At 73.1% G+C, this 13,002-nt stretch carries 12 protein-coding genes; 10 read left to right on the top strand and 2 right to left on the bottom strand.

Annotated elements, in window-relative coordinates; all coding sequences use genetic code 11:
• Nucleotides 1-9 precede the first annotated feature (9 nt).
• From CNQ36_RS08375 to CNQ36_RS08360, 4 genes are all read left to right on the top strand, one after another.
• Nucleotides 10-330, top strand: a complete 321-nt coding sequence (locus CNQ36_RS08375; protein WP_004932830.1) for a DMT family transporter — start codon at nt 10-12, stop codon at nt 328-330.
• Nucleotides 331-427: 97 nt separating this feature from the next.
• Complete coding sequence (gene dapD / locus CNQ36_RS08370; RefSeq protein WP_004932833.1) at nt 428-1,417, top strand: 2,3,4,5-tetrahydropyridine-2,6-dicarboxylate N-succinyltransferase; 990 nt, start codon at nt 428-430, stop codon at nt 1,415-1,417.
• A 168-nt stretch (nt 1,418-1,585) separates the two neighbouring features.
• Entirely contained in the window at nt 1,586-2,146 is a 561-nt protein-coding gene (locus CNQ36_RS08365) for a SigE family RNA polymerase sigma factor (protein WP_121545526.1), read from the top strand.
• The gene (locus CNQ36_RS08360) at nt 2,143-3,369 is read left to right on the top strand and encodes a WD40 repeat domain-containing protein (RefSeq protein ID WP_121545525.1); all 1,227 of its coding nucleotides are present in this window, start codon (nt 2,143-2,145) and stop codon (nt 3,367-3,369) included. Before CNQ36_RS08365 ends, CNQ36_RS08360 begins: the two co-directional genes overlap by 4 nt.
• Nucleotides 3,370-3,390: 21 nt before the next feature.
• Here CNQ36_RS08360 and dapA read toward each other — a convergent pair whose 3' ends face one another.
• A complete protein-coding gene (dapA, locus tag CNQ36_RS08355; protein WP_121545524.1) occupies nt 3,391-4,275 on the bottom strand; it encodes a 4-hydroxy-tetrahydrodipicolinate synthase in 885 nt (294 codons plus the stop codon).
• 131 nt (nt 4,276-4,406) lie between these two features.
• Here dapA and CNQ36_RS08350 point away from each other — a divergent pair, with 131 nt between their 5' ends.
• The gene (locus CNQ36_RS08350; protein WP_004932841.1) at nt 4,407-4,823 is read left to right on the top strand and encodes a phage holin family protein; all 417 of its coding nucleotides are present in this window, start codon (nt 4,407-4,409) and stop codon (nt 4,821-4,823) included.
• Nucleotides 4,820-5,185 (top strand): DUF3618 domain-containing protein, encoded by a 366-nt coding sequence (locus tag CNQ36_RS08345; protein WP_163013217.1) that lies wholly within the window; start codon nt 4,820-4,822, stop codon nt 5,183-5,185. The genes CNQ36_RS08350 and CNQ36_RS08345 overlap by 4 nt, the downstream gene beginning before the upstream one ends.
• 185 nt (nt 5,186-5,370) lie before the next feature.
• On the opposite strand, the gene CNQ36_RS08340 is transcribed toward CNQ36_RS08345, so the two are convergent.
• Nucleotides 5,371-7,188: an endonuclease/exonuclease/phosphatase family protein gene (locus tag CNQ36_RS08340; RefSeq protein WP_121545523.1), complete on the bottom strand. Its 1,818-nt coding sequence runs from the start codon at nt 7,186-7,188 to the stop codon at nt 5,371-5,373.
• 189 nt (nt 7,189-7,377) lie between these two features.
• On the opposite strand from CNQ36_RS08340, the gene CNQ36_RS08335 reads away from it, so the two are divergent.
• The 4 genes from CNQ36_RS08335 to CNQ36_RS08320 all read left to right on the top strand — a co-directional run bounded on the left by CNQ36_RS08335 (nt 7,378) and on the right by CNQ36_RS08320 (nt 12,990).
• Complete coding sequence (locus tag CNQ36_RS08335) at nt 7,378-8,814, top strand: hypothetical protein (protein ID WP_121545522.1); 1,437 nt, start codon at nt 7,378-7,380, stop codon at nt 8,812-8,814.
• 136 nt (nt 8,815-8,950) lie between these two features.
• Nucleotides 8,951-10,408 carry an alkaline phosphatase PhoX gene (locus CNQ36_RS08330; protein ID WP_121545521.1) on the top strand — a complete coding sequence of 486 codons (1,458 nt, stop codon included), beginning with the start codon at nt 8,951-8,953 and terminating at the stop codon, nt 10,406-10,408.
• 363 nt (nt 10,409-10,771) lie between these two features.
• Nucleotides 10,772-12,355, top strand: a complete 1,584-nt coding sequence (locus CNQ36_RS08325) for a TROVE domain-containing protein (protein WP_121545520.1) — start codon at nt 10,772-10,774, stop codon at nt 12,353-12,355.
• Nucleotides 12,356-12,435: 80 nt separating this feature from the next.
• Nucleotides 12,436-12,990 carry a TetR/AcrR family transcriptional regulator gene (locus CNQ36_RS08320; RefSeq protein WP_121545519.1) on the top strand — a complete coding sequence of 185 codons (555 nt, stop codon included), beginning with the start codon at nt 12,436-12,438 and terminating at the stop codon, nt 12,988-12,990.
• The last annotated feature ends 12 nt before the right edge of the window (nt 12,991-13,002 follow it).

The raw sequence follows: 13,002 nt of genomic DNA, 5'->3' as shown, positions 1-13,002 counted from the left end.
TCGTGCGTCATGGGGTACGCACTGCTCGCCGGAGCCATCGCAGCGGAAGTGGTCGGGACGACCGCCATGAAGTACAGCGAGGGGTTCACCCGGCTGTGGCCCTCGGTGATCACCGCCGTCGGATACCTGGTGGCGTTCGCGCTGCTCGCCCAGACGCTGAAGACCATGTCGGTCGGGACGGCGTACGCCATCTGGTCCGGTGCGGGGACGGCGGCGATCGCGGCGATCGGGATGATGTTCATGGGCGAGGGGCTCACCGCAGCCAAGGCCGTCGGCATCGCGCTGATCATCGTCGGGGTCGTGGTGCTCAATCTGGGCGGGGCGCACTGACGCGCCGAGGCGCGGGCCGCGGTGCGCGCGGACCGGACCCTGAGACGCGGTCCGCACCGGTTCGCGTCCCCGGGCACCGGTTGGTTAGGTTGCCCTCATGACCGACACGACTGCTCACACCACCTCCGGGGCGGTGGCCGCCGGCCTCGCCACCGTCGCCGCCGACGGCACCGTCCTCGACACCTGGTTCCCCGCCCCCGTCCTGGCCGACGAGCCGGGCCCGTCCGGCACCGAGCTGCTCTCCGCCGAGCGGGCCGCGGAACTGCTGGGCGCCGGCGCCACCGCCGCGGTCGGTCCTGACGCCCGCCGGGGCGTCGAGGTGGTCGCGGTCCGTACGGTCATCTCCTCGCTCGCCGAGAAGCCGGTCGACGCGCACGACGTCTACCTGCGTCTCCACCTGCTCTCCCACCGCCTGGTCCGGCCGCACGGCCAGAACCTGGACGGCATCTTCGGCTTCCTCGCCAACGTCGCCTGGACCTCCCTCGGCCCGGTCGCCGTCGACGACATCGAGAAGGTGCGGCTCAACGCCCGCGCCGAGGGCCTGCACCTGGCCGTCACCTCCGTCGACAAGTTCCCCCGTATGACGGACTACGTCGCCCCCAAGGGCGTCCGCATCGCCGACGCCGACCGGGTGCGGCTCGGCGCGCACCTCGCCGAGGGCACCACCGTCATGCACGAGGGCTTCGTCAACTTCAACGCCGGCACGCTCGGCACGTCCATGGTCGAGGGCCGCATCTCGGCCGGTGTCGTGATCGGCGACGGCTCCGACATCGGCGGCGGCGCCTCCACCATGGGCACCCTGTCCGGCGGCGGCAACGTGCGCATCTCCGTCGGTGAGCGGTGCCTGATCGGAGCCGAGGCGGGCGTCGGCATCGCCCTCGGCGACGAGTGCGTGGTCGAGGCGGGCCTGTACGTCACCGCCGGTACCCGCGTGACCATGCCCGACGGGCAGGTCGTCAAGGCCCGCGAGCTGTCCGGGGCCTCCCACATCCTGTTCCGCCGCAACTCCGTCACCGGCACGGTGGAGGCGCGTCCCAACAACGCGGTCTGGGGCGGACTGAACGAGGTGCTGCACAGCCACAACTGATCCTGGCTCGAGCGGGCCGGGCCGCGACACGTGACTCACGTGCCGCGGCCCGGCCCGCTCGTTTTCTGTCAGCCGGCCGTCCGGTGGCATAGCGGGAGGGGCCCGCACGCGTCCATGGGAGGGCGGGGAAGGACACGGGGTCCGCTCCCGACGGAAGAGAAGGTGACGATGGATGCCGAAGCGCAGGAGAGTTTCCGGGAGTTCGTGGCGAACCGGTCGCCCGCGCTGCTGCGAACCGCGGTCCTGCTGAGCGGCGGCGACCGGCACGCGGGTGAGGACCTGCTGCAGAACGCGCTGATCAAGGCGGCGGGCCGCTGGCACCGCATCGACGAACCCGAGGCCTACGTACGGCAGATCCTCTACCGGCAGCAGATCAGCCGCTGGCGGCTGAAGTGGCGCGGGCGTGAACTCAGCGTCGCCGAGCCGCCGGAGACCGCTCCGGACCGGGGCGCCGCCTCGGCCGACGCCGAGCTGCGCCTGCTGATGCGCGGTGCGCTGGCCCGGCTGACCGCCCGCCAGCGGACCATGCTGGTGCTGCGCTACTTCGAGGACCTGCCCGAGGCCGAAGTGGCCGGCATCCTCGGCTGCTCGGTCGGCACCGTGCGGTCCACCACCCACCGTTCCCTGGCCCGGCTGCGCGTCCTCGCGCCCGAACTGCGCTCCCTCGGCCCGTCCGAGACGGAGCGAAGGCCGTCCGGTGACCACTCGCCCCTGGAGGTGCGGTCGTGAACGTCGACGAACTCGTGCGGGAAGCGCTGCGCGAACAGGCGGCGGAACAGGCGGCGCCCGGGCCGGGCCTCGCCGACCGGGTGCTGGCGGTCCGGCGGCGGCGCCGGGTCCGCGGGCTCGCCGCCGCGGCCGCCGCGACGGCGGCCGTGATCGCGGTGGCCGTGGGGCTGCCCGCGCTGGATTCCGGCGGGGAGGACGTACGGCCCTCGGGCGGCGGAGTGGAGCGCACCGAGGTCGTCTCCCGCGCCGGACAGTCGCCGCCGCGGGATCTGCTGGCCGCGGGGGACGTGGCGATGGCCGCGTACTACACCACCGAGAAGGTACGGCGGGGCGCGGACCGGAAGATCGCCGAGCGCACCTACTGGCTGCTCGACCCGGGGACGGGGAAGTACCGGAAGGACGACCGGTGGTCGTTCGTCGCCGTGGCTCCGGGGATGAAGACGGCGGCCGTGCTGGAGCGGGCGCTGCCCGCCGGCCGTATCGGACTGCTCGACCTCGCAAGCGGGGAGGTCGAGCGGTGGATCCCGGTCGACCACGGGGTGGGGGGTCTGGCGTTCTCGTCGGACGGCCGCCGGCTCGTGGCAACGACCTACGGCGAGGATCCCGGTCTTCTGGTCAGGACCGGGGACTCGGACGGATCGGTCCGGTGGGACCTGCCCTACACCTCGTCCCGGAACGGGTTCCAGGTCATCGACGTGGCCTCGGGGGCCGGGACCTGGTCCGAGGTGGAGACGAGTGGCGATCCCGGCGGTCCGACGGGCTTCGTCAACGCCCGTCAGGACTTCGCCTTCAGCGCCGACGACCGCCTGGTCTGGGCGGGCCGGGCGTCCGCCGGGGCCTCCCTGGACTTCTTCGACCTTGACGGCGACGGCGCGGCACCGCCCGGGCGCGAGGCGCACCGTGTCTGGTACGTCGAAGCGGGTCTGTCGCCGGACGGGCGGAGGCTCGCGGGCGGCTTCGCGGGCAGCACTCGGAAGACGTCCTCCTGGATCCTCGATCCCGGCACCGGGGAGGAGGTCGCCGAGATCCGCGGTCAGCAACTGCTGGCCTGGGCCGACAACGACTCGCTCGTCGCGTGGGACGTCGGCGCCGACGGCGGCGAGTTCCACCAGCGGCTGGTGCTGGTCACCGTGGGCAGCGGGAAGGTGGTTCCGCTGAGTGGGTTCCGGTCGCCGGAGGACGACACCAAGGGGCGGTGGGAGCCGGTGTTCGCACGGCGGTGAGGTGAGCCGGGGGCGTCCGGTTCAGGCCGGTTCGTTCAGCTCGTCGTGGGTCGCCCTGAGCTCGTCGGCCGTCTGCCGGGCGGCGGGCCTCAGGGGCGGCCGTACCGGGCCCGCGGGGAGGCCCAGGGCGGCGAGGAGGGCCTTGGCCGTGACCGTGCCGGGGAGGCCGTTCGCCATCATCGCCTCGATGAGGGGAGTCAGCCGGCGCTGGAGGTGCGCGGCTCCTGCCGTGTCGCCCGCGTCGAAGGCGTCCAGGACGGCGCGGACGTGGGCGGGGGCCGCGTTGGCGACCGTGCTGACACAGCCGGCGGCGCCCACCGCGTAGAGGGCGAGGTTGTGCTCGTCGCAGCCCGCGTAGTACGCGAGGCCGGTGCGGGCCATGATCTTCTGGGCGGCCAGGAAGTCGTAGGAGCAGTCCTTGACCGCCGTGATCCTCGGGTGTTCCGCGAGGCGGAGCAGGGTGTCCGGTTCGATGCGGACCCCGGTGCGGGACGGGATGTCGTACAGGGTGACGGGGAGGTCCGTGGTGTCCGCGAGGGTGCGGAAGTGGGCCTCTATCGCGTCCTGCGGGGGGCGGCTGAAGTAGGGGGCCGTCGCGAGGAGGGCGTCCGCGCCGGCCTTCTCGGCCTCGCGGGCCAGCCGCGTGGTGTGGGCGGTGTCGGGGGTGCCCACACCGGCGACGATCGTGGCTCGGGGGCCCACGGCTTCGCGTACCGCGGAGATCAGGGACGACTTCTCGGCGTCGGTGGTGGTGGGGGACTCGCCCGTGGTGCCGGAGAGGACCAGGCCGTCGCAGCCCTGGGCGACCAGGTGGCCGGCCAGGCGCTGGGCGCCGTCCAGGTCCAGTGCCCCGGTGGGGGTGAAGGGGGTGATCATCGCGCACAGGATGCGGGCGGGTGGGGTCATGGGGGTAGTCTCCGGCCGACGCGTTGTGAAGGTCCACTTAAATGTGCTGACCGGTATGGGTAAGCATCCCTTAATGGATAGGGGGCGGTGGGGAGGGGTACTCGGGGTGCCCGACCGAGAGGAGGCGCACCGTGACCGGAACCATCGAACGACGGCCGGTTCGTGACGAGCACAGCGTGGGTGAGCTCGTCGGGCAGGCGACCGAACAGATCTCACGACTCGCGCGGCAGGAAGTGGCGCTCGCCAAGGAGGAGTTGGCGGAGAAGGGGCGTCGTGCGGGGCGCGGCGGGGGGATGCTGGGTGCGGCGGGGGCGTTCGGTTACGCGGGCCTGCTGGCGCTGGCCGCCACGGGGATCGTCGCGTTGGATCTGGTGCTGCCTCTGTGGGCGGCGGCCCTCATCGTCACCGGGGTGCTGTTCGTCATCGCCGCTGTGCTCGCGCTCGCCGGCCGGGGGCAGCTGCGCGGGGCCACACCGCCCAAGCCCGAACGGACGCTGGGCAGCGTGAAGGCGGATGTCGAGGAGATCAAGGGAAGGGCGCACCGATGACGCACGAGGTGAGGGGCGCGGGGTCCCCGTCAGGGGCCCATGTGGACGCGGACGCCGAGGCCGCGGCTGCCGGGCGAGGGGCCAAGGGGCCGGACGAACTGCGGCGGGAGATCGAGCGGACGCGGCACGAACTCGGCGACACCGTCGAGGAGTTGGCCGGGAAGATGGATGTGAAGGGGCGGGCGCGGGCGCGGGCCGAGGACCTTCGGGACCGGGCGGGTGCGATGACCGTGCAGATGCGGAGCAGTGCCGCGCACGCGGGGGAGGCCGGCCGGCGGCACCGCAAGCCGGTGATCATCGGGGGTGGTGCGGTGGTCGTGGCGGTGGTGGGTGCCGTCATGGTGCGGCGCCATCGTTGCTGAGTGGCGGGGCGGCTATCGGGTTCGCGAGGGAGCGCCCCGGGTGCGTGGGGGCGGGGCCGGGGCGGGGGTACCCGTCCTCGGTCCGGCGCGGAATCGGGCGTTCGCGGGGTGCCCGTGTTGACGCGCCGGACGCTGCGGGCGGGTACCCCCGCCCCGTCCCCTCTCCGCCGTGGGCGGCTGTCCCGCTACGGGCGGAAGCGCAGGATCTGCGGGTCGTGGTCGCTGATCTGGTCGTGGAACTCGGCGTTGATGTGCACGCTGTCGTAGCTGAAGCGGCGGATCGACGGGGTGATCAGGATCTGGTCCAGGGCCTGGCTGTTGCCCTGGTAGACGTAGGAGTAACGCTCGGACTCCGGGAGGGACTTGATCGCCGACCAGAGGGTGCCCCGGCCCTCGAGGATGTCGGTGGTCTCCGAGAACTCGAAGTCGTTGATGTCGCCCAGGGCGACCACGGCCGCGTTCTTCTGGGTCTTGAGGATCTTCGCGGTGAAGTCGTGGACCGCCTTCGCCTGGAGGTGGCGCTGGGTCTCCGAACTGCGGGCCGGGGGCTGGTACTGGGACGTCAGGGCCTGGTCGCCGCCCTTCGAGGCGAAGTGGTTGGCGATGACGACGACCGTGCGGCCCCGGAAGCTGAACTCGCCGGCCAGCGGCTTGCGGCTGTCCTCGAACGCCTCGGATGCCGGGTCGACCCGGCCGGGGGAGAGGGTCAGTGCCGCCTTGCCGCGGACCTTGGTGACCTCGGTGGGGGTGGTCGCGTCGCCGCCGGGGCGGTCGGTGAAGGAGACCCGGGCCGGGTTGAAGAGGAAGGCCTGGCGGATGTTGCCGCCCGGCTGGCCGCCGTCCTGCTTGTCCGCCGGGTCGACGGAGCGCCAGTCGTAGCGCGGGCCGCCGGCCGCCTCGATGGCGTCGATCAGCATGGCCAGGGTCCGGTCTGCGGCGACCGTGCCGTCGTCGGTGGCGCCGTTGTTGTCCTGGATCTCCTCCAGGGACACGATGTCGGGGGACTTGAGGTTGCCGACGATCGCGGCGGCGTGGGCGGCGAAGGTGTCGTCCGAGGGGTCGAGGTTCTCGACGTTGTAGGTGGCCACCGCCAGTTCGGTGGAGTGCTGGGGGCGGGTCGATTCGCGGGCGAGGCCCGCACTCCGGAGGGTGCCCAGTTCGTTGGCCACCAGGGTGTAGCCGCCGAACTGGTTGTAGTCCAGGGGGCCCGCGGTGGTGCCGGTGAGGGTGTCGCCCACGTTCGCGTCGGGGAAGTCGGCCGCGGCGCCCAGCGACTGGATCTGGAGGCGGCCCGTGTTCTGGGCGTCGTAGGAGCCGTAGACCGTGCCACCCCGGTGGTTGCGGTGCTCCCGCGGCTTCACCGTGACCCAGAGTTCGGTGTACGGGTCGGTGGCGCCCACCACGCGCGTGTCGGAGACCTCGACGTTCATGCCCTCCAGGGACTCGTAGAGGTCCAGGGCGTACTCGGCGGGGCGCAGCGGGAGCGCGTTGACCGAGCCGCCCGCCGCCGGGTCGCCCGCGGGGGCGTACGCGGCGGGGACCGAGCGCGCGTCGAGGACGGTGGCGGCCGGGAGAGGGTTGCCGCTGGAGAGGACCGTGAAGGTGGGACGGGTGATCTCCGTCAGGGACTGGTTGCCCGACGAGGTGCCGCCCGGGACGTACTCCGTGACCGTGCCCGAGACCGTGACGGCGTCGCCCACCGCGACACCCTTCGGGGTGGAGCCGGTGAAGACGAAGACGCCCTCACTGGTGGCGGGATCGGCGTCGGGGGTGGGGTCCTGTATCCAGAAGCCGCGGGACGAGCCGTAGGTGCGGACGCCGGTGACCGTTCCGGTCACGTCGGTGACCTGCTTGCCGGCCAGCGGTGAGGTGCGGGTGCTGCCCTGGATGTCATGGATGCGCACCCCGTCCGCGTGCGCGGGCGAGGTCAGGACGACGGTGGATGCCGCGGAACACACGGCGGCGACGGTGAGCGCGGCGAGACGCGCGGACTTGCTCGGCAACGGAATCCCTCCGGGGACGACGGGTGACGCACCCTCTTCTACGCGCGTCAATCTCCTGTCAGGCCGGGCCACTTGTCAAGGTTTCAGCCATGTACTGCCGCTGAAGGGGAGATGAAGCGGGCGGCATGGGTGGAAATCCGTCTAGGCTGAGCGGTCGAGTGGTAAGAGCCTCTAGGAGAGAAACAGCCGATGTCAGACAGCTCCATCCTGCCGCCCGCGCGGCTGCACCCCGAAGCGGAGCTGGCGCGCGACGCCCTGTCCACCCCGGTGCTGGCCAGGGCCGCCAGACTCGCCCGCTGGGCCGGGCCGGAGACCAGGGTCGACGCCGGCGGCGTGCTCGTCGAGGAGCAGCTCCCGGCCGCCGCCGCCGAGCTGGGGCTGACCGGGGAGGACGCCGCCGCCGACGCCAGTGAGGCGTGGCGCGTCGCGGTGGACGCCGGGCTCGTCGACGTGGTCGACGAGGAGGAGGGGACCGTCGCCGCGGCGGACGTGCTGGGGGTGCTCACCGGGGGCTCGCCGCAGGACGTGCTCGGGGTGTGGCTCACCGCCCTGGAGACGGTGATCGGTGACGCGAGCGTTCCGGACCTGGAGGGGCTGGTCGACGCCATCGCCGGGGGAGAGGGTTCCGGGGAGCTCGATCTCGACGCGCTGGAGTGGAACCCGGAGGCCGAGGCCGAGTTCCTGGACGGTGTGCTCGGCAACCTGTACCTGCTGACCGTGGGCGGGGAGGGCGCCGCCGGGGAGATGGTGCCGCTGCCCGCCCTGGCCGCGTCGGTGATCGTGCCCGGCGACATGGCGGAGCCCACCAACGACGTCCTCGAGCAGGTGTCCGACGCGATGATGCGGCTGGACGAGCAGTTCCGGATGCTGGAGCCGGTGGGGCTGATCGAGTACCGGCCGGTCGACGAGGCGCTGATGGCCGACGCCGACGAGGAGCCCGCCGCGCCGGTGGACGACACCGACGTGTCCCGCTACGGCATGGTCCGGCTCACTCCGCTCGGACTGTACGGACTGCGCGCGCGGCTGCTGGAGGCCGGCTTCGAGGCGCCCGCGCTCGGCGACCTGGCGGACAAGGGCGCGGACGCGCTGCTCGACGGGACGGCGGTCTTCCCGCCGGCCGCCGCCCACGCGGAGACCGAGCAGTGGCTGGGCCGGCGTGACCCGCTCGAGGCCGCACGCGAGTTGCTGGCCGCGGCCCGCGGGACGGACCAGGGAGCGCCGCTGCGGCGGCTGCGGTGCCAGCAGGCGCTGTCGCTGGTCGGCGTCTCCGCGGAGCCCGCGCTGCGGGAGGTGCTCGACGACCCCGAACTCGGCGGGCTGGCCCGGGTGTGGCTCGCCGAGCACGGGGCGGCCGACGTGCCCGCGCCGTCCGAGGACCTGATCTTCTGGCTGACCATCGACACGGTCGCCGCCCAGCTCGCGGCCGAGGGCAACTCCGAGGAGCTGCGCGCCCTGGTGGAGGGACTGGCGCGGCAGCACGGCGGCTTCTTCGACACGGCCTGGCGGGTGGACCACCCGGCCACCGCGGACGTACTGGAGGCCATGGGGCGGCTGCACCCCGACAAGAAGATCGCCAAGGAGGCGCGGAAGGCCGCGTTCAAGGCGCGGTCGCAGCACGGGGGCTGAGCGGCGCCGGGTACCCGCGCGGTTCACGGAACCGGGAACCGGAGCGCCCCTCGGTGTTCAACCGGCGTTCAGGCGTGGGCGGGAGCGTGGCGGAGGCACGGGCTTCGCCACCTCCACGGCCTCTCCAGGAGACAGCATGTCGCTCACCCGCAGGGACTTCGCCAGGACTTCCGCGATCGCAGGCGCCGGTGTCGCGCTGGCGGGCAGTGTGGCCGCCCTCGCCTCCGCCCCCCACGCCCTCGCGACCGCCGACACCGAGAGCGCGGACGAAGGCGCCGGGGACGCGGAGGGCGGGCACGGCGGGGTCGGGTACGGGCCGCTCGTCGCCGACCCGGCCGGACTGCTGGCCCTGCCCGCGGGGTTCACCTACCGCGTGCTCACCCACAGCGGCAGGACCCGGCTGGAGTCCGGGGAGTTCACGCCCGCCGAGCATGACGGCACGGCCGCCTTCCCCGGTCCGCGCGGGAGCACCCTGCTGGTCAACAACCACGAGATGGACGGCCCGCGCGAAGAGGCCGAGTTCCCCGTCCCGCTCGCCGAGGGACTGGTCTACGACCCGGCCGCGCCCGGCGGCTGCACGGTCGTCGAGGTGCGCCCCGACGGCGGCGTGGCCGAGTGGGTCGGCATCGCCGGCACCGCCCAGAACTGCGCCGGCGGCAGCACCCCCTGGGGCACCTGGCTCACCTGCGAGGAGAACTCCGACCGGGCCGGCGAGAACGGCATGACCAAGGACCACGGCTACGTCTTCGAGGTCGACCCCGCCGACCGGCGCGCCAACCGCGACCCCAAGCCGCTGAAGTTCTTCGGCCGTTACGACCACGAGGCCGTCGTCATCGACTCCAAGCGCGGCCACGCCTACCTCACCGAGGACGCCGACGAGCCCAACGGCCTCTTCTACCGCTGGACCCCGCCGGAGGACTTCCGTCACGGCCCCGGAAGGCTCCGCACCCTCGCCGACGACGCCGGCGTCCTCCAGGCGCCCCGGTGCTACGACTCCGGCGGCCGGTACGTCGACGACCTCTCCCGTGCGACGAGGACCGGCACGGTGTACGGCGTCGACTGGGTGGACGTGCCCGACCGCGACGCGCGGACCGTCGACGTCCGCGAGCAGTTCGGGGCCGGCGAGGTCACCCGGGCCCGGAAGCTGGAGGGCATGTGGTGGGGCGACGGCGGGGCGTACATCGTCTCCTCGTACGCCCGTGACGAGAGCCCCGTCCAGCACGACGGCCAGGTGTGGTTCTACGACCCCAGGCGCCGGACGCTGACGCTGAAGGTGCTGCTCGGCGTCAACCGGGACCCGGCGAAGGACGGCGCCTTCGACGGCCCGGACAACATCACCGTCTCCCCGTACGGCGGCCTGATCATCGCCGAGGACGGCGAGGGCGTTCAGCACCTGTTCGGGGCCACCGACAGCGGACGCACCTATCCCATCGCCAGGAACGAACTGAACATCGGCACCGAGGAGGAGCCCGAGTTCAGCGAATTCACCGGAGTCACCTTCTCGCCCGACGGCAGGACGCTGTACGCCAACATCCAGGAACCGGGCATCATGCTCGCCATCACCGGTCCCTGGAAGCGCCAGAAGCGCCGGTAATCCTAATTCGTTGGCCCGGTCCGCGGCCGCCCTTCTAGAGTGATGCACGTCCAGGTGCGAAGGCAGGACCTACTTCCACTCATAATGGGGCGGCCACGGGTTCGAGTCCCGTCACCGGCACAACGCGCCGGTGTAGCTCAGGGGCAGAGCACCATCGTCGGTTCCGCCGGCCTCGATCTCTGGACACCACAACGTCACGCACCTCCCGGTGCGCGGGCGACGGCTCCTTCGTTGCGATCGAATCCAGGCCGCCGCCGAACTGATCTCGGGAGGCGCCGCATTCGGTGGGTGCCCGGAGGATTCCGGGCGCCTTTCCTCGTCGCGCCTCCCTCCGATGTCCGAGAAGAATTCGGGGGAATGCACATGGCGCGATTCAACAACCGGGCCGCCAGGGCGCAGCCGGTGTCGCGTGTGACGTCGACCGGCCGGGTGCTCCGCACCTACGAGGGCGGCCGCGGACGCGAGCGGGAGCCGCGCTCCGAGCTCTTCCTGCTCGCCGTCTCCAACCTGGTGACCCAGCGGACCTTCTACGAGACCGGCGAGGACCGTGACGACCGGTTCGCCCGGCTGGTGCGCGAACTCGCCGTGACCGATCCGTCCTGGACGGCGGGACTGCTCGGCTGGCTGCGCGGCGAGGGAAACCTGCGCACCGCCTCCCTCGTGGGCGCCGCCGAGTACGTCAAGGCCCGCCTGGACGCCGGCGCGACCGGCGGTCCGTCGAACCGGCAGGTCGTGGACTCCGTGCTGCGGCGGCCCGACGAGCCCGGTGAACTGCTCGCGTACTGGACGGCGACGTACGGCCGCGCCGTGCCCAAGCCGGTCAAGCGCGGAGTCGCCGACGCCGTGCGCCGGCTCTACGGCGGCAAGGCCCTGCTGAAGTACGACACCGCGTCCCGGGGCTACCGCTTCGGCGACATCCTCAACCTGGTGCACGCGTCCCCCGACCCGGAGAAGCCGTGGCAGGGCGAGCTGTTCCGGTACGCCCTGGACCGCCGGCACCACCCGGACACCGCGGTGCCGCCCGCCTCGAACCGCGTCCTCGTCGCACACCGCGAGCTGATGGCGCTGCCCGCCGAGGAGCGGCGCGCGGTCGTGACGGCGCCGGACGGGGCGGGACGGCTCGCGGCGGCGGGCATCACCTGGGAGGCGCTGGCGGGCTGGCTGCAGGGGCCGATGGACAGGGCGGCCTGGGAGGCCGTGATCCCGTCCATGGGCACGATGGCGCTGCTCCGGAACCTGCGCAACTTCGACGAGGCCGGGGTGTCCGACGAGGTCGCTGCCGGGGTCGCCGCACGCATCGCCGACCCGGCGGAGGTCGCGCGGTCGCGTCAGTTCCCCTTCCGGTACCTCGCCGCCTACCGGCACGCGCCCTCGCTGCGCTGGTCGTACCCGCTGGAGCGGGCGCTCGGCCACTCGCTGGCCAACGTGCCCGCCCTGCCCGGCCGGACGCTGGTGCTCGTCGACCGTTCGGGCTCGATGTTCTACTCGCGGATGTCGGACCGCTCCGAGCTCACCCGCGCCGACGCGGCGGCGGTCTTCGGCACGGCGCTCGCCCTGCGGGCGGCGAAGTCGGACCTCGTCGAGTTCGGCACGGCCAGCAAATCGGTGCGGTTCCGCCGGGGCGAGTCGGTGCTGAGCATCCTCGGCCGGTTCGGCGACCTCGGCGGCACCGACACCACCGAGGCGGTGCGCCGGCACTACAGGGGGCACGACCGGGTGCTGATCGTCACCGACGAGCAGTACGCCCCCAGCCGGCACGGCGACCCGACCGAGCAGGTCCCGGCCGACGTGCCGGTCTACACCTGGAACCTGGCCGGACACCGGGCGGGCCACGGCCCGTCGGGCACCGCGCACCGGCACACCTTCGGCGGGCTCTCGGACGCGGCCTTCCGGATGGTGCCGCTGCTAGAGGCCGGCCGGGACGCGCACTGGCCGTGGGCCGCCTGAGGCCGTCGGTCCTGCCAGGGCCCTCCCCGTTCCCCGCTCGGTAGGGTACGGGGAGGGTTTCCGGGGTCGAGGAGTGGCTGATGGCGCAGGTCAGGTCCATGCGCGCGGACGCCCGCCGCAACCGTGGGCGGCTGCTCGAGGCCGCGGTGGAGGCGTTCGCCGCGCACGGCGAGGGCGCCTCGCTGGACGACATCGCCAAGCGCGCGGGCGTCGGTTCGGGCACGCTCTACCGGCACTTCCCGACGCGGCAGGCGCTGCTGGAGGCCGCCTACGTGGACCGCATCGAGTCGATCGCGGCCCGGGCCGGTGAGCTGGCCGGGCGGCTGCCGGCCGGCGAGGCGCTGGTGGAGTGGCTGAACGAACTGGCCGCCGGGCTGATCCAGGTCCGCGGGCTGCGGGCGCTGCTGGGTTCCGCCGTCGGGGGCGGCGGCACGGGGTGCTGCGACCCGCTGAAGGGCGCGGTGACCCGGCTGGCCGGGGCCGCGTGGGAGGCGGGGGTGCTGCGCCGGGACGTCGCTCCCGACGACGTGCTGCGGCTGGCCCACGGGGTGGCGACGGCGTCGGAACTGGCCGGCGGGGAGGGCACGCACATCCGCCGGTACCTGGAGTTGCTGATGGACGGGCTGCGGGCGTAGCCGTCCGGGCGC

It is taken from the genome of Streptomyces fungicidicus, from assembly GCF_003665435.1.
Classification (GTDB): Bacteria; Actinomycetota; Actinomycetes; order Streptomycetales; family Streptomycetaceae; genus Streptomyces; species Streptomyces fungicidicus.
Note: the sequence above shows the minus strand (reverse complement) of the source record. Positions and strands in the feature narration are given on the sequence as shown.